The organism is Algoriphagus sp. Y33 (assembly GCF_014838715.1).
GTDB lineage: Bacteria > Bacteroidota > Bacteroidia > Cytophagales > Cyclobacteriaceae > Algoriphagus.
Map to the genome: position 1 here is coordinate 5,059,334 of NZ_CP061947.1, position 25,569 is coordinate 5,084,902.

A 25,569-nucleotide genomic window follows, 5' to 3' on the forward strand; every position below is an offset into this window, starting at 1 on the left:
TTAAAAGTTATAGTAGTGAAAGTAATAAATAAGCCCAAAAGTTCATCCAAATTCACGTGATTCCTAAGATTTCACCTGTTCTAGCTTAGGTTTTTCGGGCGAGCTGCCAAATGGCTTTTTGCCTGACAGCTCCTGAAACACTTCTAAATACTGATCCGTCACATAATCCCAGTTATAGCGTTGGATCAATCCTTGCCTGGCTGTGCCGCGGAAATAGGCCATCCTTTCTTTACTGCTTTCCGATGCCTCCACGATATCCTGAACTGATTCGGTTGATTTCTTAAAAAACCATCCATGCTTACCATTTTGAAGCATTTCCTTATTGAAGGGAGTGTCCAATGCCAAAATAGCGCAGCCAAAACCCAATGCTTTCAACATTGCCGGATTGGTCCCACCGTATTCATGTCCGTGAAAATAGGCAAAGCAATGGGAATACCACGCTGCCAATTCATTCTGATCGGTGACATAACCCAAAAACAGCAGTCTTTCATCTTCCTTATTCTTTAGGATGCTCGCATAATCGTCATCAAAAGGAACATCGCCTACAATGACAAGCTTACGCTCAGAGTTGGATTTTAAGAACCCATCTATTATTAGATCTGCATTATTGTCCGGGATCAGTCTGCCTACAATTAGAAAATAGCTTTGAGACTTAATCCCCCACTTCTCTATGGGCTCAGGATCCACATCGGCACGTGGATTTGCCCCATAAGCGATTACTTTTGAGTCTGCATTGAATAGTTCCTTGTAAACCCGCTGCATTTCATCCGAATCATTGATCAGCTGATCATAATATTTGGTAGCCATTCTTGATGCCCAAAAAAAGTATTTGGAAGCGATACCTTCCCACTTCGGCCTCAGCCATTCCAGTCCGTCTACATTAATTACAGTCTTCTTCCTGAAAAATCTTGATATTACTCCAAAAGGACCATTTGCACTGTTCACTACAAGAATAACATCTATATCTGAGAAGCAAGCATGAACCATAGAAAAGAAACTATGGGAGAGCTGAGTCAATTTTTTCGATTCAATCGCCGGAGTATAAATACATTCGATACCGTTTACATACCTGGGTTTCTGGGGAAACAATGCCCTATGGTTGTAAACGCGTACATGCACTCCACGCTTCACTAGACGTTCACCCAGTTCTCTGATCATCGTATCGTATCCTCCGTAAACGTACGGATATCCCTTCGCCCCCATAATGGCTACTTTTAAAGGGCTATGGTTTATTGATGTTTTCAAGAGAACTGTGTATAATTAAAATTATAGGAATTGATATTAAACCTCTGAAACCAACTTGGCAAAGTTGATCAAATACTTCTCTTGATTGAAAAATTCTTTTACACGCTTTTGACCGGCACGCCCCATATCTTTTCGTAACTGTGGAGAATCTATAAGCTTTTCAAATACGTTCACTGCTTCTTCATTTTTATCCCAAGGAATCAGAAAGCCTGTTTCACCGTCTATTACCATTTCTGTCGCCCCTCCATGGGCCGTGGCCACTACAGGTTTCGCGGCTGCCATCCCTTCCAAAACTGTGGTAGGCAGGGGATCCGGCAGTATACTTGGCACCACAAAGATATCAAGACCGTTTAATAATTCAGGTATATCTGACCGAAAGCCTAAATCCGTGACAACATCTCCTAGCCCCAACCTCTCAATATGCCTGCTGATATCATCGTAAAGATATTCATAACCGGTGAAAGCATCCCCAGCCATGACAAAATGAAGGTTGGGATATTTTTTATGAAGAAGTGCCGCAATATCCAAAAAATAAAACTGTCCCTTCCATAAATTGACCCTCGCTACCATTCCTATCAGGATTTTATCGTACGAAATCCCCAGCTCAGCTTTCAAATCATAATCAGCTTCTTCAAATGGCCTGATGTTGATTCCATTGTAGAGGAGCTTCAGGCGTTCAGGTTTGATGCTTGAAAGATTTTTTCGGACAGCCTCAGAGACACATAGGATACTGTCTTCTGTGTTTTTGATATAAAACTCAAGGGAATTTTTAAACCACTTTGGTTTCTCAACGATCTCATGGATATGCCAGATGTGCTTGACCTTATGCGTTTTTCGGAGTAAACCACCGATGATATTAACATTGGAATTCGTATAGATCAACTCTATTTTTTCCCTTTTGATCAGTGTGGATAGCTGCTTATATGCCGAAAAGATTTGTCCGGAAATTTTGACAATTCCCCTTGGGCTGAGCACTTGCCTACGTATTACTCCATGTTCTAGCTGTATAATCCTAATACCTTCCGCTTCAATCAACTCGACCAATGGCCCTGAATACGGTAGAACAGTGATTATATCCCATCCCATACGCTTAAAAGCTTGAAGAGACCGGATCAAATTTCTACTGGCTCCATAAAGGTCAGCAGCTCCAAAAATGACTAAAACCCTTCTTCCCTTCATAAAAACAAATGGGCTGTCCGGTTTTTCATATATTCTCTGTACAAAAATGACCGGCGAGCTACGCCAAAATTCTTTTTGATATCCAAAGCCGACTTAAACAATAAACTAGTCAATGGATTGGCCAATATTCTTTTATGCATCACTAAAATGCCTTTTCAGGCTTTCATAAATCTACTTTCCTACTTTTGATTATGCGGGCCGGATTACCTGCTATGACGCTATATGGAGGAACATCTTTTGTAACCACACTTCCAGCCGCTACTACTGTTCCTCTTCCTATCGTAACTCCAGCCAAAATAACACTGTTGGCCGCAATCCAACAATCATCTTCTATCTTCACATACGATCGGGTCACACCTTGTTCTATCATTGGATAATCGACATCCGCAAAATTATGATTTTCACTATAAATACTCACCCTTGGCGACATCATAACGTTATGACCGATCTCAATATATCCAGAGCACCCAATATAGCTGTATGGTCCGATGCTGCTATTATTTCCTACCTTTAGCCCTACACCTGCTTCCCCTCCATACAGGTTGGTAGGACGGATGATTGCATAGCTTCCTACCGTGACCTTATCACCGAATACAAGACCTTTCTGAGACAATCCATTGATTTCACAATGATCCTGGGCTATGAAATTCTTGCCTACCCGTATGTGGCCGGCTTGCCTGATGGTGACTCCCTTTCCTATCAGAAAGACTCCCTTGTGCTCTGAAAATGTCCATCTGATCAATAGTCCCCGCAGATACCATATTCCCATTCGGGAGATCAGACCAAGCGTAGAGAGCATATCCCACTCTTTGCCAAATCGCTCACCAAAATCCATACCGGTAATCCTTGAGAAACCTTTTCTTATAAAGCTAGGCATCGAGAATCTCTTTAAAATTAGCTTCTAAAAGTAAGAAAAACTTAAGCGTAGAAAAGTCCTGAAGACGAATTCTTCCCTTTGATATGAGCGATTCACGGAGTTCCGGTTCCAAAAGAATCCTTCTCATCGATTGATACAAGGAGGAAACAGTGTTTTCCTTCAGTATCATAGCTGCCCCTCCGGCCACTTCTATAAGTGCTCCCTGATTGGAAATTATCACCGGAAGATTATAGGAGAACGCTTCCAAAACCGGTAGTCCGAACCCTTCATTTAGTGATGGAAAAATGTAGGCAAGGGCATGGCTAAAATAGGCTGACAGCTCAGAACTCGACACATACCCTGGAAAAAGCACACGATCCTCAATCCCAAATTGACGCACCAAGCTTCGAATACGATCAAAATCATCCAATGCTTCCCTTGGACCTCTTTGCCCAACCAAAACTAACTTGCAGTCCTGAAATCCCTCCTCCTCTGCCAATTTGGCAAACGCCTCTACCAACATCCCCAGATTCTTCCTTTTCTCCATCACCCCCACGTGGAGAAAATAGCGAAATGGAAATGGATTACCGACATCAGAAATTACAGGTTGAAGATCAGATGCAGGATAAACTACCCGGATGGATGAATGCTGGAACTTCCCTAATTGAGTCAGTCTAGCTTTGGAAAATTCCGTAATCGTAATAATACTTCCATTTTTTGCCAAGCCTTGCCGTAAAAAAAACAAATAATAGTTCAGCCATAGCTTATTGTAGTGCTCCGGGTTGTCCCAAAAAAAGGTATCATGAATTACAGATACTTTCTTTCCCCTGGCAAAAAATGGACTCATAATATCCGGACTGAAAACAATACTTGCCTTGTGGTAATAGGAAAGAAAGGGAATAACCACCTGTTTTCGTATAAAATACAACAGCTGGAAGCTAAGGTTTTTCCATTTTGCTGTTTTGCCCTTAAAAAAAACACTATTCTCCAGCTTTCTAAAGTCAGGTGTAATCAGGTAGTCAAGTTCAGTACCCCTGTTCTTTTCCACTTCACGACAAAGGGACATCATGTATGTCCTGATGCCCGTCTGAGCCACATGCAGATAAAACACGTCTATTAGAATCTTAGGCTTAGACATGGGCAATCTTGGGTTTCGCTCCTTGATTTATGGCATATCCGACCATCCACCAGGAGATCCAGCTAACGTAAATGTATAATTCCGCATTGGCAGTGAAAAGGGGCAAAAGCATGCCAACCTTAACCGAAGCCGCAGTGAAGGCTATCCTTGCCGTCATAATATTATCGGTTTTTCTGAATATCCGCAGCGATCCGGAGATAGCCAAGCCCCAAAGTAAGATGTATAGAATCATGCCAATGAAGCCTAATTGAACTCCAAAGATCAGGAACTGGTTTTCTCCCCCTATTCGAACTTCGTCAGTCACCGTGCCGAGATTTCCACTCATGGACAGCCCGATGCCCATGGGATTGGCCAGCATAGAATTTACCGACATAAGCCATTCCACTACATGACCCGCACTGGATGCATTTTCAAAAGTCAACGTATCAACAACGAAATAATAGAGCCCGTCTGATGCGAAGAAAACTATAAAAACCACAAACGACAGAAATAGAAGAAAGCCGACAAATAACAACCTGTACAGTCGAAACACAATCGCCAAGAAAAACAGCATGATGAAAAATGCTGCAAAAGCTGCCCGGGACGACGAATAAAAAAGACTTCCCACCGAGCAAATCATAACCAAAATGTAAGGAAGCGAGCGCTCTTTTTCTGAAGTCAAAAACCAAATCAGCCCTGCCGAAAAACCCAGGAGCATGGAACTGGCCAGCTCGAGCGGATCAGAAAAAAAAGACCCGAAGCGCTTCGTGGTCGCCTGAGTCTCAAACGTCCAGGAAAGGCCATAATTACCCGCAGGCTCAATGTCATAAATGCCGTGATTGAAAAAGGCGTATCCTGTAAAACTCTGGAGATGTGTGTCAAGTAATCCCTCCAATATATTGAACCCAAAAGCAGCTATGGCAATGAAGAAAATGACCTTGAAAAGCCGCTTTACCTCAAAGTCATCAAAGGCAGTATTTCTTCCAATAAAATAAACCAATCCGGGAATCAGCATATTTTTATAATAGACAGCTTTGTCTCCAAAACTGGCTTCCCCTATGGGGAGAATAACATAGAAAAACGCCCAGGCAAGAAACATCAGGAAAACTATATCGGTGACGGCTAGCCGAAAAGGATAGTCAAAAATACTTTTCTGATAGATGACAAAGAGAATAACACCGAGAATGACCAATAGGTCTTTGGTGACCTGAACCACGGCCACCAGTTCTCTCTGTCCGGTAGCTTGGTATATGATGCTCAGAGAAGAAATATAAAACGGTAAAAATGCAGCTATAAAAAAAATAACATACTGCCATCTTCCCTCAAAGATCATTGACTTTGCAGTCACATGGACCAATGTGGTAAAAAAAAGAAGAAAAACGATCAGTAAGAGATAGGCAAGCAATTCTTAAGCGGTTTATTGATTTTTTGCGGTTCCGCTTCCAAATAATTTATTCTTGGTTGAAACCAGAAAATTATAATTTTTAGCCAACAATTTCTTGAAAAGATTGGATTCCTCGTTAGGATGCCAATCTGTAGTTCTGGGCTTCTCGATCAGGTGGTCATGCTTCTGGTAAGCATAGGTAGCGATTGAGGTTCTATACTTACCTTCAGGAAAGGCTGTCATATCATACCCATGCAAAGTATAAGGGGCGCACTGCTGTATAATCATCCGGTTGAAAGGAACTTCAAGCTCAGCTTCGTTACTTGTTCTAAGATCCAAAATCTTCAGATTCCCTCTATATTCCGGTTTCCAGTCCTTGTTCAGGTAAAGTAGGAGATTTAGCTCCCGATACCAATCTTTGTTTAGGGGGTGGTAGTTAAAATCAAGGTGCATATCCAGAAAGCTGTTTTTCTTGCCTTGATGAAGTCCTCCTCCATGGTTTTTGGGATCTACGAATACTTCTTTCGAAGTGATGAATGAGAGGATATGGTTGAACCGCTCTGAAGTTAGGTCTTCATACAGTTCATGAAGCTCAGGACAAAGCTCCTTATAATTCGACTTTTCAAATTTATTGTTTGCAAAAACGTAGTCTCTACTTTTATTACTTAGTTCCGGAATTGAATTATAGGCGATGGTCAGCCTCTCCTCATCACAAAAATTGTCGATTATCAAATGGGGAAATGGCTGGGCAATATGATAGGCTAATCTGAATTTTTCCAGATTCTCCTCAATTTCTATAAAATTAATCATATGATTATTAATCCATTAGTTTATTTCCGCCGAGACCAAAGCCCTAGGCTCTAATTTAAAATTCAAAAATAACACAAATTGTTAACCTGATCCCCTTCCTAACCTTTATAAGGCTCTAACTATTAAAATATTGATAAAATATACTGTTCTTAGGTAACTAGGGAGGCTTTTTAGTCGAAAGATAATTTCACTTAAAGGTTAATAGACTTATATGCAATCATGCCGGTGTCGATGTTTCCTTTGGTTTATTAGACACCCGCCTGTCTAAAGGACTGGTAGAGATTTGCCATGGCGGCACAGGCCGAAGTGATCTAAATGATAGAGTTTACCAAATCTTAGGATACTTTAACCGCTTTTGTGGTAGCAAAAAGGATTCACTTAAATGTTAATTAATCTTTTGGAATCCCGCACCGTCAAATTCAAGCTGGATTTCAATATCTTTCTCCGGGTTCAAAATTTTGAAGGATGATCTATACACATCTTTATTGACAGTGACTGTCTCCTCCCTTTTTAGATTTTTGAAATAGATACGATGCTTTTTTCTATCGTATCCAAAATAGTTGAAATAAGCATCAGGGGATGTATTATCGTAGATAGTGCACTGAAGCAATGGAGACATTCCCTCAAAGGCAAGATAGTCAAAATTCAATTCGTCATCTTTGATTTCAAGCACGAAAAATGAGAGCAATGCAGGCATCTGATCTGACGGGATAATACCTGTTAACAGATATAACTCGCTGTTTCCGGCAGGCAGTTTATGGATTTCGTAGAAATCTGATTTTGTTCCTCTATAGGAAGAGAAGGTATACTCAGATCCCGGAGCTTTCTCGTCCTTTCTTGCATACAACTTTTTGGATCTGAGACTTCCATCATTCCCTATCCATTGGATTACCGGATAAAATTCCTCTGCATAACTAGACTTTTCATCTAAGCTGGTAGCATCAGAAAAATATACCTGTTTGAAATAATTAGGATGCACTAGCACAACCACACTCAGTTGCCTGCTGTGCTCCCCGTCATCACACGTGGAATTGAGAACACGAATATGATCTGAATATTCCGGGTCTATCAAGGACAAAACTTCATGTGCGGGAAGGTCTTTTAAGCTGAGCTCCAAAGAATCATAGAGCTGATTTGCAATTTCTTCCTGCTTAGGAAAAAAACGCTCCTTTTTCAGTTGCTCAAATAGCCCATTAATTCCTGATTGGGAAAAACTACTATGAAAAACCAACAAATGAATTAATAGGAGTAAGATTTTCTTTAAATGCATTTAGTGACAGGCTATTAGTTTAGTGAAAGATACCAAACTTTAGTTTTCACAAAAAGGTTCTCTTATGGTACTTGGGTTTTCGGTAAATGCGTGGATTTTTAGCAGTCCTAGTAAGGGGGTCGAATTAATTTTAAGCATTAGCTAAGTCAAAAACAGTTCTCAAAAGGCACCCCACTAGGGGTCTAGAAGTGGGGTGCCTTAGCAAATATAGCTTCATGCTAACTGGGATATTAGAGTATCCAACACTAAAAAAAATAAGTTTTTGGTATCTCTCACTTACTCTATTTTGGTATAGCTCAGATCCCCAATGCAGTTACCACTTAAGCCCTCTACGTCATTGCATGGATAGTAAAGTGTAAAACTTTCATTGGAATCATCCAAAACCAATCTACTCGACTGGCCACTGCTTTCAGGATCTGAATTTTTGACCATTTGATCTTTGGGAGGACATTCTTGGAAAATATCAAATTCCTCTGGATCAAATCCGAAGGTGGCTGTAATAGTTTCTGTAAAGTCTTCCCCTCGAAGCAGATATGTTCCTTCAGAGTAAGAACTTAAACATCGCTCATTAGATCCCACAGGTGTTATAAACCGTTCAATCAGCAAATTTCCTGTAGTAGAAAAAGTCATCACCGTGATATAAGTCGGAGTTTCTTCGGATGTTGGTAAAACATTTTCATAGGAACCCTCCAAAAGAAGGCTAGGATCTTCATCCTCTTTGTCGCATGAGAACAGGGCCATAGCCACGAGGCAGAGTACTAGTAGTTGTTTTTCATCGGTAATGGAAATTTAAAAGTTACAGATAAATAAGATATATAAACTACGAATGGGAAGCCCTAAATGCTACAAGGGTCAAAAAATGTCCTCAGACTTTAACCTGACCCTTTGAATATCTAGGGAATGCTGAAAACGCCAGCAATAGATCAAAAGCTCTCATTTTGAATGATTAACCCATTTTCATGTAAATGGCTTTTTAGCGGGGGCAAACTTATTGACCACAATAGGTCTTCATTCATTCATCTCAAAATCGGGATTTCCAAGCTAGCCTCAGCCATACCATCTTCTACGTTGGCCTCATTCGAGATATAGGCATACATCTTCACTCGGACGTCCTGAACCCTGCATACCTGAGACTTTTTCAGCAAGCCCTATCTAAATCTGCTACCCGGCATCATCCGTGTAACGATCGATTTGATATGAAACTTATGTGCTTCTATCTCTCCATGCTATCGCTAACTGGAATTCTTCCAACATCATGAAAAAAACTTGGTAATATGGGCTGTATTTTACTCTGCTACCTTCCTTGCGGGAAAGATTACTTCCCTCCTAGTGTTATGTATAATTGTAAAAAGTACAGAGCAAAACTGTCTGATTTTGCTATTAGGCCCCCAGAACCTATTTATTCATCAAAAATCGACGGTGTAAACCTGACAGGTTCTGGTTAACACTACACTTGTTTAGATTAAGACAAGAAATTATTGCAACACTATTGCATATTTTGCACTGTTCATTAATAGTGTCTGTCAGCAAAATAAAAATTCCTAATGAACTGATGATTAAGAGAAGACAATAAAAATCAAGAGTTATAGCATAAAAAACGAGACTCACAATACCCTGTACAGGGTATTTTTTTGATGTAAAAAACCAAGAAACCGAGCATCATTTTTATAAAATACGTTTTTATCGCTCTTTAAGACATTTAATTAGTGATAAATTATTATAAATAGATAAAATTAATCTTTAAACATATAAAATTGCATTAAATACTACTTTTTATATATTTTCTTGCATTTAATTAATAATAAACCTAAATTCCTGAACACTAAACTTTTACACACTATGAAAACACATTTTAAAAAAGTATTATTTGCAGGAATTTTCGCAGCCTTTTTCAGCTGTGATACTGAAGAAAATCTGCCTGTCGTTGATGAACAGAACTTGCCAAGTGAAAGCAATTCTATTGATCCAAGATTTATTCGCTACTTGGAAGCAATTGGTTTTAATGAAATTTCTTTGTCAGAAATTCATGAGACAGAAGACGGTTATGTGGTAGAAGGGGATATCAGCTTTTCCAAAGCTGAATTAATCACAGCCTATAATGAAATGGAGGAATTGCAAGGGCAAAACTTACAATGGAGATATAGTACAATGGTAACTACGCCAGCAAACCAAATTACTACATTTAAGTATAAATTTGATTCAAATATCCCATCAGGATTAAGAAATAGTATCAGAGATGGCTTTGTGAAATGGAATCAAATAAGAAATTATAAAATTAGATATGAAGAAGTTACTTCAGGAACTTATAACACATTAATAACCAGCACTAATTCTGACCCTAATTCTTACGCATATGCTTATCTGCCAATTCCAACTTCAGGCGGAAATGGTACCGTTGGGAATCAAATGGTTATTACACTAAGTCTCTTTGGAGACTTAGACTATGACCAAAGAGTTTTTGTTACTGCCCATGAAATAGGCCATCTAGTAGGTCTACGTCATACAGATAGTAGTGCCAGTCCAAATCATATTTTAGTCCCAGGAACATACACAGGAGATCCCCACTCTATAATGAATTCTGGAGGTTTCTTTGGCCTTCCTGTTCCAAGCTGGACAGGATTTCCTTATTTAGATCAGCTGTCGATTAGAACTTTATATCCTCTGGATACAAGCGAGAAACCATTTTATACATACCTAAAATCAGCTACGGGGGGTTACAATTGGACTCCTGATTGGTCAACTTATGGTTATGGAGCGCAAGGGTTTGCCTATTGGGGTTACATAGGGTATGTTTATACTTCTCCCAAATCAGGTACGGTTCCGTTGTACAAATACAGGCACAATATTACACATGTTGACTATTTGAGTTTGAATCCAAACCTCGGAGCACTTTATCCAGGCAATGTAAATCAGGGTGAAATTGCACGGGTTTATACTACCGGAAATTCTGAAAGAACTCCGGTTTATGAATGGTATCATCCAAATAAAGGATTTCATTTTACAACTTTGACAAATGATGGCGTTGTGTCATCAGGCGGTTGGACTGGGGGTGCAATTGCCTTTTATACAATAAAAGTTGATCAATTCAATTAACGTTTTTATTGGGAAGAAACATGCAAAATCATGTTTCTTCCTATAACTAAGGAATAGTCCGTACCTCTGAAAACCTCTCATTCTTTCGCTGCATTTTACCTCCCCTTTTAGTCAATTCCTGAAATCCCACTGAAAAGCATAGTTATAAAACCACACATCGTTTATTCCTTCGCAACCAATCAAATATCTATCGAGCTTTACTTCCTGCAGACAATCCACTGATTTACCTGAAATGCATTCTGAGCCAATCTATTGAATTTCTTTTTTATGGACATTTTATAGCGGATCAAATTACTAAACTTCTCCCCAAGGTCGTGGGTATAATGATCGACTACGCTCAGTTCCTGCTCTTCACAGACTTTTCTAAGGAGTTCTTTTGGAAAAATAAAAGTGTGTTCTAATCCATCTATGATATCAGGGACTTGCAAACGGAGCAGTTTGTACCATCTATGGAATCGATAAAGATTACTTGACATATTCGGGGTACCAATGGCCATATACCCTCCCGGCTTTAATATACGCTTCATCTCCAAAATATAGGCTTTAGGATCCAGGACATGCTCGATCACATGAGAGATATGGATAAAATCAAAATAGTCATCTGGGTAGTTGGCATCCCATACGTCTCCCTGAAAAGTCCTGACAGGGAAATGCTCGCTCACAAACGCCAGTGCTCCTGCATCAAATTCCGTAGCAAATAGTTCGCAGTTCAGCCTATTAGCATAGGCTAGCCCCAAGCCCAATCCACAGCCAATGTCCAAGAACTTGGCATTATTTTCCAACTTATTTAGAAATCTAACTTCCCTTCGGATTGAAGTCTCATCCAATTTCGAAATTCTTTCAAAATGATCTAAGATCAAATTTTTATAGTCAAGTGCTTCGTAATGATCTTTGTCATAATAATGCGTATAGTGCAATGTCAATTCCTTGTCATCAGCCATGGGGTTGGCAAAAACCAGTTTACAATTTTTGCATTGGACCCTTGAAATATGGGGGCCATTCCGAACCGTATCAATTGCGTATCCTTTCAAATTCACGGATTGACAGATTGGACAACTTCTATGTAGAATCATAATATTAACTCTTTGATTAGTATTGCTTTATTCCCGTGATAAATATTCCGAAATAGAACTCAGGCGAAATACTAAAGCCATACTCCTGTTTTAGATTGGTAAGATTAATCCTTCCTTTATTCCTCTAATGACTGCTTTAAGTTTATTAAAACGCCTTCTCAGGCAAAAATACCCAATCCAGCCCATGAACCTCGAACTATGATAAATAATCGATAGAGCAACCGAGATTCCCTTTGCTTCTGTGCGAATAAGATAAAATTGGTTTCGAACATGAAAATAAAATGCATTTGCGCTAAGCGTCCCCTCGGAATGCTCTTTTTTAGAGGATGCTCCAGCTTCATGATAAATAATGGACTCTGTTGCCAAATTGATTTCAAAACCCTTTTTTCGAAAACGCAACGACCATTCTACATCTTCAAAATAGGTAAAATATTGCTCATTAAGCAGTCCTGTTTTCAGTAAAGCTTCTCTTGCGATCAGCATGCAGCAACCTGTAGCCCAGTCCAATTCACAATCATTGGGAAGGTACTCCTCCTTATACTTTCGGTCCCCACGGGTAATTGCCCTGCACAAAAGTTGGCTCCACTTCCCTCCTGCACTCCATATTTTTTCCCGGTCATGCAGGAAGAAAATCAGTGGCTGTACAATACCCAGAAGCGGGTTATCTTCAAATTTCTTAATCATTTGATCAAGAAATTCCGGTTCCACCACCGTGTCATTATTCAGTAGCATAACGTGGGTATAGCCTGTTTCCAAAGCTTTCCTTATGCCAACATTGTTTCCGCCGGCAAACCCCAGATTAGAGGTAGTTTCGATTAAGTCAATCTCCGGAAATTCAGCTTTCAGCTTTTGTCCTTCTCTGTTATCGGAAGCATTGTCCACCAGAATAACTCCAAAATCGGGGAAATGCACTAATCTTAATGATTCTAAGCAATCTGCGGTGAAGGCGTATCCATTCCAATTCACCAGAATAATTGCGACAGAAGGATTAGGAGTAAAAGCCATGGAAAAGTTTTCTATTTCGCCTATACAATAGTACCATACAGATTATGTAGGCTACAATTTCCGTGGATAGAATACTAAAACAAAGTCCATTGCCCTGATAGAGATAAGTCAGAACAGAACTCACAATGATCATATACAGGCACATCATCCAGCTGGCCTTAAACAACAGCTGCTTGAGATCAGCCACCAGCATCATGGTAATATTCGGAATATTCAAACAAGAAAGGAATAAAAGCGGGGACAGAAGCTGTAAATACCTGACGGACTCGCTCAGGTCCGATCTGGACAATACCCGGATGATCCACGGTGCCGCAAGATAAACAGAAGTGGCTATCAACACTCCGAAAAGTAGAACTCTGATATACACCAGTCTCAAAAACCGATAAAAAGATTGTTCGTCTGTCTTGTAAAGTTTGGAGGCATTCGGAAATATCGCCTGAACAATCAATGATGGAAAAAGCCGTAAGACCATCACCACCCGCTCTGCCAGACTGTACATTCCCAAGGTTTCGGCTGCAGCATAGAAACTCAGGATAATCAACCCCCCATTGATGGAAATATAACTGGCAAGATTGCTGAAAAAGAACAAGACATTTTCCTTCAAACTGGCCCAAATCGAAGAAAACTGCGGCCTGTAAAATTGAATCTGCAAGAATGTATGGATATAAGCCAGTAAGAACAGGTTGATCAGCAAACCTGAAAATCCCATCATAAAATTCACCCATTTGCTCAGCTCAGGACTGTGGATAAACAATACAATCCCCATCAGGAAAAGTAACTTGCTGAATATATTGGCGATGCTGACCAGCTTCATTTTCTCCATTCCCTGGAAAAACCAAAGCGGTAAAGTCGCTTCGGAAAATAGCAGCAATACAGAATAGACAAGAATCAACGAATACTCCTTAAAAAGATTTAGTCCAAAAACCCCTATCAGAATCAGAAATGTGGCAAGGCCGGCAAGCAGGATTTTGGTAGAAAACACATTGCTAAGCAAGTGGGAGAGCGCAGTTTTGTCCATTTGATTGACAGCCACTTCCCGGGGAGCACTCAGGTTATATCCAAAGCCTACCAGTACATTAAGCAAAACAATTACCGAAAGAGCTAGGTTCACCAGACCAAACTGATCCACTCCTATCCCCTGAATCAGTAGGGGCATGGAGATAATGGATATCAGAATGTTTGAAGACTGAATAGTCGCCAGAAATAAAAAATTCTGGATTGATTTATTCTTGATAATGTCAGAGATGGGATTAAGACCGAGTTTTTCTAGCATGCCGGCTTATGGATTAGCTTTCTCTCACATGACTCTGGTTATGGTACAATCGGCGGAAATACAATACAAAAATTGTGAATAACCCCCCGATGATACAGCCAAACACCATTCCTTTCACTAAGCGAATTTCGTTTCTTTCCAGTGGAAATCTAGGGAAATCTATAATTTGGATCAGGGGAGAATTATTTCGGTGGTTGACTTTGGCAATTTCCAGATTTTTGACTACTTCTTCATAGACAGCACCCGTCGCCTGTACATCGATTTGTCGCTTTTTCGTCTCTATAGTAGCGGAAGAAAGGAGGGGATTGACATTGGGAACACGATCTGTAGCCGAAGCAAACGCACCGATGCTTGCATCCAAAATCTTACGAATACTATCAGCTTGAGATTGAAGAATATCTAAGTTTTCGCTGGTTTTTTTTGTCTTTGTCTCCCTGTAAAATTCATTGACATTTTCCACTAGGTTTTCATTGAACACTTTGGCGTAAGCCTCATCCTTCGAAGAGATAGTAACCTTGATTATCGTCAATTTTCTATCCGGTTTGGTTACCGAAAGTTGATACTCGCGTACCAGTTTGGCTACTTCTTTCACTACGGAATCCTGAGAAACCGTAAAATTCTCTCTGGGAATAGAGAAATCCATTGCGGCTATATCTACTTTGGAAGCCCATCTTTTGTCAATCTTCTCAAATTGTATAAACCGGTCTATCAACAATTGATTTTCATCAAATGGACTTAGCAATGCCTCATCCAGCATGCGGTCAGAGCGGTAAAGTTCCATTATATTGTCTCCCTGAAAAAGTCCGCTTGTTCCACCCATGGATCCCAGATTTACACCCACCAATGAGGCTAAACCTGACATTTGCCCCATGCCTCCCGAATCGCCGTCTTCCAATACAAAGGAAGTACTGGCAACAAATACAGGCTTCTTGAAAATAGAAACCAGTGCTCCTAACGCTATGCCCACTATCCCTGCCAGAATTAATATTTTCCACTGGGAGATAAAATAGGACATCCACCCTGACAAGTTTTGAGTGACTTCCCTAAACGTAAATTGACTATCCGAAAAATGCTTAGATTTTGACATTACCAGTTGATTTGAGAAATAACCAAACCCAGAGTGGCCAATCCAGTAGTGATTCCGACCACTTCACCTAAGCGTAGTGGTATTTTAGGTCCTTTCGTGGGTACAATGACTTCAGCCCCGGGCTCTACCTGCGGATAATTTCTGATTCCCAACAAGCCTTTGGTCCGCTTCACTGCCCCATTGGCATAGACCACGTAAGTTTGCTTTCTATTGGCACGACGCTCAAAACCACCTGCACCATTGATGTAATATTTCAGACTGCGTCCCGACTCATGCCGAAGGGTAGTAGGATAAACTAAGTCGCCTCTCATTCTTACCGTTTGAAATAATTTGGGAACTGAAAGAATATCACCTTCTTCCAATAGAAGGTCATTTTCTGAGCCCGGGGTTTTCAATATTTCATCGAGATTGATTGCCACTGCTTCGGTTTCTTTTAGTTTGACCGCAAACCCGGGCGTTTCCGAGGCAATTTGATCCAAGGATTCTTTCTTCGCCTGTGCCAACTGGTTGTCTACAGGAGAGTTAGTTTGCTGATAATCATTCAACAAGCGCTGAAGCAGTTCTGTCTGTGCCTCAGAGTTGCTCGGATCTTCGGCAAGTTTCATACGCAGCCCTTCCAAATTCCGCTGCCGGCGCAGTTGCTCAGACTCGGTGTTGAAAAACTCGGTTCGTCTGATTAGCGTTGCGCCTTTTGCATAGCCAAATTGATTAAGCCCTCCAGCCCGTTTGATCAAGTCGGAAATACGGTCAGCACTGCTCTCGATAGCAAATATCCCGGGTGAGTTCACCTGACCTTCAACAGCTACCAATCTCTGCATGGTGAAACTCGCTCTTTTTCTTACAATGACCTGATCAAAAGGTACCAAAGAAGGGGAGTTTGGGTGATACCCCAAGTCTGGATTCACCTGTGTGGGAATGATATCCGCCAAGGTTCCCAAGTCTGAATCCTCCAGCCGCCTTGCTATCTCTATATCCTGGGAATTTGCCGATTCCTGAAAACCTCCTGCCATCACAATCAAATCCTCTACCTTCATCTTTGCGGAATAAGGATAAACGCCGGGTCTTTTCACCTCTCCAAGTATCTGTACATATTCTTCGTTATTGATATCATATATGCTGGCGATCCTTACCACATCTTCGCGATAAAGTAAAATATCGGGACTTGTCCCATCCAAAATTCCCCGCAGATTTACCTGAATCATCTCCGTGCTCAGATCATCCTTAGTCCGAAGGATACTTGCCTGCGTAGTATAGGCATCTCCACGGAGCCCTTCTGCATTTTTTACCAGTTGAGATAGGGTAAGTCCCTCGTCCAATGCGAATGTACCTTGCCGATATACTGCGCCTTTGATCTGAACGCGATTGGAATAGCGATCCAAGATCCTCTGAACGGTGATCTCATCCCCACCCTTAAGGATAAACATATCAAATTGATTCTGATACACATCGGATACGGAGCGCTGGTTTCCGGTAATTCTTGAAATCGCCACACGGTCTTTGAACGCATGGTCTGTAAATCCACCCGCATAATTTAAAATGTCAGTAAACGTATCTCTGTCACTTGCCTCAAAAATCATTGGTCGCTTTACTTCTCCTTTGATTTTCACATGAGAAAGATAGGGCGGTACTAATATGACATCTTGGTCTTGAAGCTTCAGATCAAGTTGTGCCGTACCATTAATTAGCAAATCATAGACATCGATTTCCGCAACTTGCTTATTATTTCTGACCAATTTGATCTTTCGCATGGATCCGTTTTCATTGGGCCCCCCTGCGGCATAGAGTGCGTTGAAAACCGTGGAAAATGCACTTAATGTAAATGTGCCAGGTAACCGGACTTCTCCCAAAATGTTCACCTTTATAGTACCCACGTTTCCTAAAGTAACTTGGAGAAAGGTATTGGGATTACTCCCGAGGAGTCCCGAATAATACTTTCCTACGCGATTTTTCAGAATTCCTGTGGCTTCCTCGATGGACTTGCCTGAGACATATACAGGCCCAATATTATCAAGAAGAACAAACCCATCCGGGTTGACCGTAGCTTCATAGTACTGCTCTGACTGACCATAGATATCCACATAAATCAAATCTCCTGGACTTAGTATATAGCTTTTTGGGGTAGCTTGATTCAGACTTGGCTCAAAACTTAAGTTTCTATTCGTCTGATAAAAAAGAGAGGATCCAAAAATTTCATTTTCACCGGTATTCATTGAAGTTTCGCCAGAAGGCTGGATCATTCCTTCATTGATTCCTGCCATATTAACCTGCTGGCGGGATTCTCTCTTGGAGTTTTGAGTATTTCTTCCCGATGTTTGGACATCTTCCTGAATTCTAGCCCTCATTTTTGCAACTTCGCTTTTTGGCATTCCCTGCGCTTCCAGTGCTTTGAGAAACTCAGATCTGGACAAGCCTGCCTCTTCTGCCCGCAAGAGCAAGTCATCGACCTGTTCATCTGAAAGCTCATCAACTATGATTTTGCTTGCCTCGTTTAATTCTTGTGCGAAAGTTTGAGGAATAGCCAACCCTATAAAGGCCAGAAACAAGAAAAAGTGTGAGAATCGTACAATTGAAATCATAAGAAAAGGTAGTTCCGGTGAATCAATAACAAATATGGGGATTAAAATTCCATGAATTCCCTAGTTCCTCCAAATTTAGTCCCAAAAACCTACAGATACACGTTCAGGAGCCCATATTTACTGGGTATATGAACTCATAGGAAATAAACAAAATCCCTGCGGCATCCTTCGCATTCTCTGTGTTAAAGCTTTTTCACCGTGGAGGCAAGTAAACTACTCCGTACAATTCCTACAAATGTCGATCTTATTTCTATCACCGAGCAGCTGTGTTCGGAAGTGTTGATAGGGTAGAGATGTCCAGATAGAAGCTAGTGATTGTGATTTCAATTCACCCATTACATACTTGGCATCTTTGTCAAAGCAGCATGGGACTACTTTTCCATCCCATGTAGCTACTACGCCTTGCCACATCCGCCAGCATTTATTCTCTTGCTTTTTCTTTAATCTCCATTTACCATTTTCTGCAGGTACATATCTGGAATATCCCAAATCAGACGGGATCAACTCGGAACCATTTTCGAAATTATAGATCTGGGTAGTTTTCAGCTGCAGTTCATCAACCTGTAATTTCTCTGCCCAGCGTTTTAATCCGGGAAGTTGATGTTCGTTTTGTCCCGTGACAAGAAACTGCAATATCACACGGGGAAAGTGTTGTCCGGACTTTTTCCGTTCTGTCAAGAGTAGCTTAATTCCCTCCTGCACTTGCTCCAATCGGCCCCCTATGCGGTATTTTTCATAAATCCCCTGCGTGATCCCATCCACTGAAACTATCAATTGTTTCAAGCCACTTTGGAGAACTCCATTGACTTGATTCTCCGTTAAATAATGTGCATTGGTAGAGGTTGAGGTGAAAACTCCTTTGGAATCTGCATAGGCTACCATTTCCAAAAAATGTGGATTCAAAAATGGTTCTCCCTGAAAATATAAATGCAGCCAAGTGATATGCTGGTATGTTTGATCAATAGTTCTTTGAAAAAGAGCTTCTTGAAGCATACCCGTAGGTCTTGAAAATGCCCGTAATCCCGAGGGGCATTCCGGACAGCGTAAGTTACAGCCAGTAGTAGGCTCTATGGAAAGTGTAGTAGGCTTACCCCAAAGAATCGGTCTGCCCACAAGCTTGGAAATCTGAAACGAGCAGACTAGCAGCGCATAGTTAATTATTTTCTGAAATGTCAGAAGACGAAAGAATACCATTGCCGTGATCAACTTATTTTTCACGAAGCCAAGTAAGGCAGAGAAAAGAACAGAAGCAATTCAGAGGTCCTATTTCACAACTTCTAGCACGGAAACCGGTTTGGCCTTATTTTTCAGGCTGATCTCTCCCAGTTGTTGAAAAGTAAATAGGTCAGAAATTCCCTGAGTACATTTCTCCAAAATCAGAATCTGGCCGGGGGCTGCAGTACTTTGAAGTCGGGCAGCTACGTTTACAGCATCACCGATCACGGTGTAGTCCAGTCTTTTCAATGATTGGGAGCCGATATTTCCGGAAACCATTTCCCCTGAATTCAGCCCTATAGATACCTTGGGGCTGAAATTTGATTTTTTGGAATACATAGGCATTGAGTTCATTTTATCCCGAATAGCTATACTAGCCCTCAATGCTCTTTCTATCTGATCCTGACCTTTGAAAACGGCCATTACCGCGTCACCTATAAATTTGTCCACAGCTCCCTTTTGATCTATAATTTCGCGTACCATCAGGTCGAAATACTCATTAAGCAGGGAGACGACCACATTAGGTTCTTCATTTTCAGAAATCCGGGTAAATCCTGACAAGTCCACAAAAACCACTGTTGCTTCCACTGTTTCGTTTTCCATCAGGGATGTTTCAGATTCCTTTCCTATCATGAAATTGAGGACGGTTTCATCCACGTACATTTTCAGGATGTTGTTTTCCTTCAGCGCAGTGAGGGTAGATTTGATCTGGTTGATGTGCTGAAGAGTCTTCTCTATAGTAATCTCCAAATCCTGAAAATCGACTGGCTTGGTAATGAAATCAAATGCTCCTCTATTCATCGCAGTACGAATATTTTCCAAGTCGCCGTAAGCAGAGATAATCACAGCTTTGAGCAGTGGATTTTGTTCTTTTACTTTGGTCAAGAGAGTAAGTCCATCCATTTCCGGCATATTAATATCACTCAAAATCATGTCGATATCAGGATGTGCCTGTAACCTTTCTAAAGCCTCCCGCCCATTCAGCGCAAATACAAAATCATACTCCCCCGTTCGAATCTTACGCCTGAATTTCTGCATTAGCAGGATTTCCAAATCTGCTTCATCGTCTACTACAAGTATCTTAGCCATAGGTCAATGATCTATTCTTGATTGATTATTCTTCCAATTTCTTTTTTTAGGGAATCAAAATCTATCGGTTTAGTGAAAAATTCCTTGGCCCCTGATTCCATTGCTTTCTTATAATTCTCAGTATCCCCATAAGCAGAGATCATGCTCACGCTGATAGCCGGAAATTTGTTTTTAATCCTATCTAGTAACTCTAACCCTGTCATACCGGGCATATTAATATCTGAAAACACATAAACGACTTCAGGTGGATGTTCGCTGACAAGTAACTTGAGAGCCTCCTCACCAGAAAAGGCAAACGCAAGATCCAAAAGCCCACTTCGGACTTCTTTTCTGAATTTCTGGCGAAAAAGCAGCTCTATATCCCGCTCGTCATCGACGATTAATATTTTTGTCATGGTGTTGATAGTATGATTGGCAATGTATTTTCAAATCCGGGAAAACTATCCCTCTTGGGATAAAATACCAAAGTTTCCTCTGGATTCCTTAATTATTCCGGAAGGAAAATAAGAAATTCGGTCCAGGAATCTTTTCCATTTTCCTTAGTGTTATTTTGACTGGTTACAGTCAGTTTTCCTCCATGTACTTTTATAATATCATAGCTCAATGAAAGCCCCAAACCCGTTCCCAGTCCAGTTGGCTTAGTAGTGAAAAAAGGCTGGAAGATTTTGTCTTTAACCTCTTCAGGCATTCCTGTCCCATTGTCTTTCACCCTAATCTCAACACCTGTTGCAGTTCGTTTGGTACTTAACAATACCGTGGGTTTGTAGTCATCCACAAGCCCAGAATTTCCCAGTTCAGTCAACTGCCTTTTCTTTTCGGAAACTGCATAAAAGGCATTATTGACCAGATTCAAAATCACCCTTCCTATCTCTTGGGAAACGACATTTACCATGCCCACAGTCTCGTCAAAGTCAGTCTCCATACTTGCGTTGAAAGATTTGTCTTTGGCTCTAAGTCCATGGTAGGAGAGGCGAAGGTATTCATCTGCCAATTCATTGATGTTAGTAGACTCTTTCACCCCAGTACTACTTCGACTATGCTGAAGCATTCCTTTCACGATAGCATCCGCCCGCTTTCCGTGATGGATAATCTTATCTTCATTGCCTTCTAGGTCACTTACTATTAGCCTTATTTCTTCAAGATCCCCTTTTTCCAATTCAACTTTCAATTCTTCAAGAAGCTCTTTATTCAATTCAGAGAAATTGGTCACGAAATTCAGAGGGTTTTGTATTTCATGGGCAATACCTGCTGTGAGCTCGCCCAAAGAAGCCATTTTCTCGGATTGTATCAGTTGGGATTGGGTAGCTTTAAGTTCATAAAGTGTCTTCTCCAAGGCCTCTTTTTGAGCGGTAATTTCTGAAGTCCGTTCTGCCACCTGTATTTCCAACGCATCCTTTAATTTCTGCGATTGTTTGAATTGAAGTTCTTGCTGAGCAGCTTTTATTCGCTCTATTTCCAAAGCTTTCCGCTGCTTACGGTTGATTATAAGTTGTGCGATCAGCCATATCCAGGCAAATAACTCCGCTGTCTCAAACCACCCCTCATAGCTATCATAAAACTCAGGGGCAATTAATTCTATGAAATCCTGAAGAATATAGGTTATCACCAAAGGCAAAAAGGTATACACGTACTGTTTCAGCGGAGAGAACACCTTTTGACTATATGACGCATATATTAGATATAAAATTGCTGCATAGGATACCCACGTCAAGAAACTTTCTATGGCATGAAAGGACACCTGAACCAGCAACAGAACACATCCTGCTATTAGGCATTGAAGAAAAGTCTTCTGCCACTCAGGATAAACCTTTTTCGTCTGCTCATGGGTTTGCAGATACCTAAAGGCAATAATCAGAAGTATATAATCCATGTAAACTGGGGTTGTATTAAAAACAAAGACATAAGTGCCAGGCAAAATAACAATAAATTCAGTAGTGAATACTTCTGAATACCCGGAATCAAAGCAGATTCGGACATCGATGAGTATAAGTGTTCTATTGCCTCTTACACGTGGGAAGCTTTAAGGTTTCATTACCCAAGGGGATTTTCGTGCTCTTTATTGTGCTTTGAAAGCAGCTTAACTAAGTAGTAAATTAAAGTAAGTATCAGTATAAAAATAAGGATTCCTGTCTTCTCATAACCTGTTAGATTGGAAAGGAAAAATAGGATAATGCCTGCTGATAAAACGGGAACGGTATGTCCAAATGGAATTTTGAAATTCTCGGTAACCCCTTCATCCCTTTTCCTTAACTTGATTACAGCTAAGGCTACTCCAAAATATACCAAAAGCATACTTGCTGAAGCGATTACAGCCAACTGGCGAAAACCGCCAATAGCAGCTAGAGTAAAACCAATTCCTGAATAAAGTAAAATCGAGACATAAGGAGTTTTAAATCTGGGATGGATAGCGGCCAATCTTTCCAAAGGAATAACCCGGTCGCTTGCCAAACCAAAGATCACTCTCGGCAGGTTCAAAATTTCTCCACTTAGCATACCAAACATCGATACTCCTGCTCCGATCAATAAGAGTGTGTAGCCTATTGGGCCGAAAACTACGCTGGCAACGGAGGCTAAGGGAGCTTCCTTAAACTGCGGCAACTGGTCTCCCAGGACTCCCTGAGAAACAGTCTGGATTAGAATGTAGAGGATCAATACAGAAGATATGCCAATGAAAATAGCCTTGGGAACTGTCTTTTGCGGATTTTTGATTTCACCTCCCACAGTAAGTCCTGCGTCTCCACCCTGAAAAGCAAAGAATAATATCAGGGATGCCTCCCCAAAACTTGCAAATGAAGGAGCTGTATCCCAATATAAATTGGCAAGAGAAATATCTTCCCAGCTGAAAAATATCAGCAAAATCAAGGGGGTAAGTTTCGCAACAGTGTTGATTTTCACCAATCCAATTCCTTGCCTGACTCCAATTACATTCAGTGAGCACAAGCCCCCAAAAATCAAAAACAAGAGGATAATCCGTATGAATTGAGTATTGAAAACCGGGAATGCCAACCCGATTAATTCTATTAATGCGTTTGCTACTGCCGCATCAGAAAAAGCACTGCCCATTACCATAAATACTGCAGCCAAAAACCCGGGATAGGGACCAAAGGCAGTTTCCACGTAGGCATATCCTCCTCCTGAACGGGTTACTTTGCTTCCCGCTTCTGCGAAACACAGCATAACCATAGAAATCAAGAATCCGCAGAATAGGTAAACAAAAATCCCCGAGGACCCCATGATTTCGGCCACTATTGCCGGCAACACGAAAATTCCTGCTCCAACAATGATATTGATGATATTAGCCGAGAGCCCCAGCACACCTATTTCCCGCTTTAACCCCGTTTCTTTATCCATGGTAATTAGTAGCCTTAATAGCCTCTGGCACCGCCGTCTTCACTGGAAGAATCCGAAGCACCGGTGTAGAGCCTTTTGGAAGCATCGTAAGTAATGCCCATCAGTACGCCTATATTGGTAGTAGGCGCAAGCGTATGTCCCATTTTTTCCAGTGCCTCTCTGGTATCAGGTGATAGCAGATCACGTTCATACAGTATACGGTCAGGCAACCATTGATGATGGATTTTCATGGCTTCTATCGCCCGATCCACTCGCATATCATAGGCCAAAACATTCAGTACTGTCTGGAAAACCGTGTTGATAATAGTCCTTCCTCCCGGACTGCCTATTACCAGATAGGGTTTCCCGTCTTTTGCTACGATGGTCGGGGTCATACTGGATAGCATACGCTTTTCAGGTGCCACTAAGTTAGGATCTGACCCGATTTGTCCGGTTAAAGTCGTCTTGCCCGGCACAGGGTTGAAATCTCCCATTTCATTATTGAAAATAAAGCCCAGCCTCTCTGATCCCATTTTTACGCCATATGAGTTCTCTAACGTATAAGTCATTGAGATCGCGTTGCCCTCTTTGTCTACTATTGAAAAATGGGTGGTATTTTCGCCCCCATAAGGATGTCCAAATTTTGTAGGGTCGCTGACAGACGCCTTGTTCATATCAAGATTTTCAAATCGCTTCCTTGCAAACTCCTTCGAAAGCAACCTGTCTAAAGGCATATCAGGATTAAAATCAGGATCTCCCAAGAACTCTGCCCTATCAGCAAAAGCTCTTCGCATTGCCTCTGCCACCAGATGAACATAGGCTGTAGAGTTGAATTCAATCTCTGAAATATTGGCTTCTTCCATAAGATTCATCATCTCGATCAAGGCAACACCGCCCGAACTTGGTGGAGGCATGGAGTAAATATCATATCCATTGAAAGTTCCTTTCAGAGGCTCCCGCTCCACAGCTTCGTACTTTTCCAGATCCTCGCGTGTGATGATGCCACCATTGGCTTTCATATAGTCTTCGATTTCCTGCGCCACCCAGCCTTTGTAGAACCCATCTCTTCCATTCTTTTGGATTTCTTTTAGTGTTTTTGCCAGCGCAGACTGCTTCCAAGTTTCTCCCGGCTTTACGATCTCCCCATCTTTTCCCCTGAAGTAATTCTTCATTATATCTTCGGAAGGATCCCGGTTTGTCATTCGCATAGCTGCATTGTAGAGACCATAGGACATTGTAAACCCCTTTTTTGCCAATTTCACTGAAGGTTTCACCAATTCCGACCAAGGAAGTTTTCCGTACTTCTGATGCGCTTGATATAACCCTGCGACGGTTCCGGGCACTCCTACGGCCAAAAGCCCTTTATGATTTGAATTATCCTTTATTTCCCCCTTTTCATCCAGAAACATGGTTGGACTTGCTGCCAAAGGTGCTTTTTCACGAAAATCAAAAGTGGTTACCTCTCCATTTGATTTCATAAACACCAAAAAGCCTCCACCACCTATATTACCGGCTTCGGGATGAGTCACTTCCAACGCAAAAGCCGTTGCTACGGCAGCATCTATAGCATTCCCCCCTTTTTTGAGGATATCCACACCTACCTGTGAGGCGATCACGTGGTCTGAGACTACCATTCCATTATCGGCGTAGGTCTGCGCTTTAGCCGAACTTATTATAACGAGTAGGAGTATTGAGCAGCTCAATGCTGCGTTTCTGACAAAATTATTTTCCATATGATTTTAAGGTTGGGCTAGTGGTTAGGGTAAAAATAAGAGAAAATCCCAAATCCTATTGTGAAGTTGTGACCAACGGAAGATTTGACTTTTAGTGATCCTATATCTCCTAGAGAGAGGAAATCACATACCTGCACTTCCTAACCTTGCCTATCAGATTGACTCGTCAAAAAAAGGTCTTTTAAACAAAGTAAATTCGGACGTTTGAACAAAGTCACCTACTTTAAACACTCC

20 protein-coding genes are annotated in these 25,569 nt (G+C 41.1%); 1 reads left to right on the forward strand and 19 read right to left on the reverse strand.

Going from position 1 to position 25,569, the window contains the following annotated elements:
- Positions 1-63 precede the first annotated feature (63 nt).
- The 8 genes from ID165_RS20690 to ID165_RS20725 all read right to left on the reverse strand — a co-directional run bounded on the left by ID165_RS20690 (position 64) and on the right by ID165_RS20725 (position 8,602).
- Positions 64-1,203 (reverse strand): glycosyltransferase, encoded by a 1,140-nt coding sequence (locus ID165_RS20690; protein WP_192351687.1) that lies wholly within the window; start codon positions 1,201-1,203, stop codon positions 64-66.
- A 78-nt stretch (positions 1,204-1,281) separates the two neighbouring features.
- The gene (locus ID165_RS20695) at positions 1,282-2,424 is read right to left on the reverse strand and encodes a glycosyltransferase family 4 protein (protein WP_192347327.1); all 1,143 of its coding nucleotides are present in this window, start codon (positions 2,422-2,424) and stop codon (positions 1,282-1,284) included.
- 163 nt (positions 2,425-2,587) lie between these two features.
- Positions 2,588-3,301, reverse strand: coding sequence for an acyltransferase (locus tag ID165_RS20700; protein WP_192347328.1), 714 nt, complete (start codon positions 3,299-3,301; stop codon positions 2,588-2,590).
- The gene (locus ID165_RS20705) at positions 3,294-4,418 is read right to left on the reverse strand and encodes a glycosyltransferase family 1 protein (protein ID WP_192347329.1); all 1,125 of its coding nucleotides are present in this window, start codon (positions 4,416-4,418) and stop codon (positions 3,294-3,296) included. The genes ID165_RS20700 and ID165_RS20705 overlap by 8 nt, the downstream gene beginning before the upstream one ends.
- Complete coding sequence (locus ID165_RS20710; protein ID WP_225586857.1) at positions 4,411-5,802, reverse strand: O-antigen ligase; 1,392 nt, start codon at positions 5,800-5,802, stop codon at positions 4,411-4,413. The genes ID165_RS20705 and ID165_RS20710 overlap by 8 nt, the downstream gene beginning before the upstream one ends.
- A gap of 12 nt (positions 5,803-5,814) precedes the next feature.
- Positions 5,815-6,591 carry a 2OG-Fe(II) oxygenase gene (locus tag ID165_RS20715; protein ID WP_192347330.1) on the reverse strand — a complete coding sequence of 259 codons (777 nt, stop codon included), beginning with the start codon at positions 6,589-6,591 and terminating at the stop codon, positions 5,815-5,817.
- Positions 6,592-6,976: 385 nt separating this feature from the next.
- A complete protein-coding gene (locus ID165_RS20720; RefSeq protein WP_192347331.1) occupies positions 6,977-7,861 on the reverse strand; it encodes a hypothetical protein in 885 nt (294 codons plus the stop codon).
- A gap of 276 nt (positions 7,862-8,137) precedes the next feature.
- A complete protein-coding gene (locus ID165_RS20725) occupies positions 8,138-8,602 on the reverse strand; it encodes a hypothetical protein (RefSeq protein WP_192347332.1) in 465 nt (154 codons plus the stop codon).
- A gap of 1,098 nt (positions 8,603-9,700) precedes the next feature.
- On the opposite strand from ID165_RS20725, the gene ID165_RS20730 reads away from it, so the two are divergent.
- On the forward strand, positions 9,701-10,954 hold the full coding sequence (locus ID165_RS20730; protein ID WP_192347333.1) for a M57 family metalloprotease: 1,254 nt from the start codon (positions 9,701-9,703) through the stop codon (positions 10,952-10,954).
- A 197-nt stretch (positions 10,955-11,151) separates the two neighbouring features.
- On the opposite strand, the gene ID165_RS20735 is transcribed toward ID165_RS20730, so the two are convergent.
- The 11 genes from ID165_RS20735 to ggt form a co-directional block, all read right to left on the reverse strand.
- Positions 11,152-11,895: a bifunctional 2-polyprenyl-6-hydroxyphenol methylase/3-demethylubiquinol 3-O-methyltransferase UbiG gene (locus tag ID165_RS20735; protein ID WP_225586858.1), complete on the reverse strand. Its 744-nt coding sequence runs from the start codon at positions 11,893-11,895 to the stop codon at positions 11,152-11,154.
- 222 nt (positions 11,896-12,117) lie between these two features.
- Entirely contained in the window at positions 12,118-13,032 is a 915-nt protein-coding gene (locus ID165_RS20740; protein WP_192347335.1) for a glycosyltransferase family 2 protein, read from the reverse strand.
- Positions 13,016-14,305: an oligosaccharide flippase family protein gene (locus ID165_RS20745; protein ID WP_192347336.1), complete on the reverse strand. Its 1,290-nt coding sequence runs from the start codon at positions 14,303-14,305 to the stop codon at positions 13,016-13,018. Before ID165_RS20745 ends, ID165_RS20740 begins: the two co-directional genes overlap by 17 nt.
- Before the next feature lie 13 nt (positions 14,306-14,318).
- Positions 14,319-15,392: an exopolysaccharide biosynthesis protein gene (locus tag ID165_RS20750; RefSeq protein WP_192347337.1), complete on the reverse strand. Its 1,074-nt coding sequence runs from the start codon at positions 15,390-15,392 to the stop codon at positions 14,319-14,321.
- A complete protein-coding gene (locus ID165_RS20755) occupies positions 15,392-17,968 on the reverse strand; it encodes an SLBB domain-containing protein (protein ID WP_192347338.1) in 2,577 nt (858 codons plus the stop codon). The genes ID165_RS20750 and ID165_RS20755 overlap by 1 nt, the downstream gene beginning before the upstream one ends.
- Positions 17,969-18,181: 213 nt before the next feature.
- Complete coding sequence (locus tag ID165_RS20760) at positions 18,182-19,186, reverse strand: radical SAM/SPASM domain-containing protein (RefSeq protein WP_225586859.1); 1,005 nt, start codon at positions 19,184-19,186, stop codon at positions 18,182-18,184.
- Positions 19,187-19,231: 45 nt separating this feature from the next.
- Positions 19,232-20,272 (reverse strand): adenylate/guanylate cyclase domain-containing protein, encoded by a 1,041-nt coding sequence (locus ID165_RS20765; protein WP_192347339.1) that lies wholly within the window; start codon positions 20,270-20,272, stop codon positions 19,232-19,234.
- Between the two features lie 11 nt (positions 20,273-20,283).
- On the reverse strand, positions 20,284-20,667 hold the full coding sequence (locus ID165_RS20770) for a response regulator (protein WP_192347340.1): 384 nt from the start codon (positions 20,665-20,667) through the stop codon (positions 20,284-20,286).
- A 92-nt stretch (positions 20,668-20,759) separates the two neighbouring features.
- On the reverse strand, positions 20,760-22,142 hold the full coding sequence (locus ID165_RS20775; RefSeq protein WP_192347341.1) for a sensor histidine kinase: 1,383 nt from the start codon (positions 22,140-22,142) through the stop codon (positions 20,760-20,762).
- 161 nt (positions 22,143-22,303) lie between these two features.
- Entirely contained in the window at positions 22,304-23,623 is a 1,320-nt protein-coding gene (locus ID165_RS20780) for an APC family permease (RefSeq protein ID WP_192347342.1), read from the reverse strand.
- Positions 23,624-23,637: 14 nt separating this feature from the next.
- On the reverse strand, positions 23,638-25,335 hold the full coding sequence (gene ggt, locus ID165_RS20785; protein ID WP_192347343.1) for a gamma-glutamyltransferase: 1,698 nt from the start codon (positions 25,333-25,335) through the stop codon (positions 23,638-23,640).
- Positions 25,336-25,569: the final 234 nt, after the last annotated feature.

What these genes read in the sequence shown, in the direction of transcription:
- ID165_RS20700 (WP_192347328.1), bottom strand. Translation starts at nt 3,301, where the DNA reads ATGCCTAGCTTTATAAGAAAAGGTTTCTCAAGGATTACCGGTATGGAT.
- ID165_RS20695 (WP_192347327.1), bottom strand. Translation starts at nt 2,424, where the DNA reads ATGAAGGGAAGAAGGGTTTTAGTCATTTTTGGAGCTGCTGACCTTTAT.
- ID165_RS20690 (WP_192351687.1), bottom strand. Translation starts at nt 1,203, where the DNA reads ATGGGGGCGAAGGGATATCCGTACGTTTACGGAGGATACGATACGATG.
- ID165_RS20770 (WP_192347340.1), bottom strand. Translation starts at nt 20,667, where the DNA reads ATGACAAAAATATTAATCGTCGATGACGAGCGGGATATAGAGCTGCTT.
- ID165_RS20765 (WP_192347339.1), bottom strand. Translation starts at nt 20,272, where the DNA reads ATGGCTAAGATACTTGTAGTAGACGATGAAGCAGATTTGGAAATCCTG.
- ID165_RS20715 (WP_192347330.1), bottom strand. Translation starts at nt 6,591, where the DNA reads ATGATTAATTTTATAGAAATTGAGGAGAATCTGGAAAAATTCAGATTA.
- ID165_RS20705 (WP_192347329.1), bottom strand. Translation starts at nt 4,418, where the DNA reads ATGTCTAAGCCTAAGATTCTAATAGACGTGTTTTATCTGCATGTGGCT.
- ID165_RS20720 (WP_192347331.1), bottom strand. Translation starts at nt 7,861, where the DNA reads ATGCATTTAAAGAAAATCTTACTCCTATTAATTCATTTGTTGGTTTTT.
- ID165_RS20745 (WP_192347336.1), bottom strand. Translation starts at nt 14,305, where the DNA reads ATGCTAGAAAAACTCGGTCTTAATCCCATCTCTGACATTATCAAGAAT.
- ID165_RS20730 (WP_192347333.1), top strand. Translation starts at nt 9,701, where the DNA reads ATGAAAACACATTTTAAAAAAGTATTATTTGCAGGAATTTTCGCAGCC.
- ID165_RS20725 (WP_192347332.1), bottom strand. Translation starts at nt 8,602, where the DNA reads ATGGCCCTGTTCTCATGCGACAAAGAGGATGAAGATCCTAGCCTTCTT.
- ID165_RS20775 (WP_192347341.1), bottom strand. Translation starts at nt 22,142, where the DNA reads ATGGATTATATACTTCTGATTATTGCCTTTAGGTATCTGCAAACCCAT.
- ID165_RS20755 (WP_192347338.1), bottom strand. Translation starts at nt 17,968, where the DNA reads ATGATTTCAATTGTACGATTCTCACACTTTTTCTTGTTTCTGGCCTTT.
- ID165_RS20735 (WP_225586858.1), bottom strand. Translation starts at nt 11,895, where the DNA reads ATGGCTGATGACAAGGAATTGACATTGCACTATACGCATTATTATGAC.
- ID165_RS20780 (WP_192347342.1), bottom strand. Translation starts at nt 23,623, where the DNA reads ATGGATAAAGAAACGGGGTTAAAGCGGGAAATAGGTGTGCTGGGGCTC.
- ID165_RS20740 (WP_192347335.1), bottom strand. Translation starts at nt 13,032, where the DNA reads ATGGCTTTTACTCCTAATCCTTCTGTCGCAATTATTCTGGTGAATTGG.
- ID165_RS20750 (WP_192347337.1), bottom strand. Translation starts at nt 15,392, where the DNA reads ATGTCAAAATCTAAGCATTTTTCGGATAGTCAATTTACGTTTAGGGAA.
- ggt (WP_192347343.1), bottom strand. Translation starts at nt 25,335, where the DNA reads ATGGAAAATAATTTTGTCAGAAACGCAGCATTGAGCTGCTCAATACTC.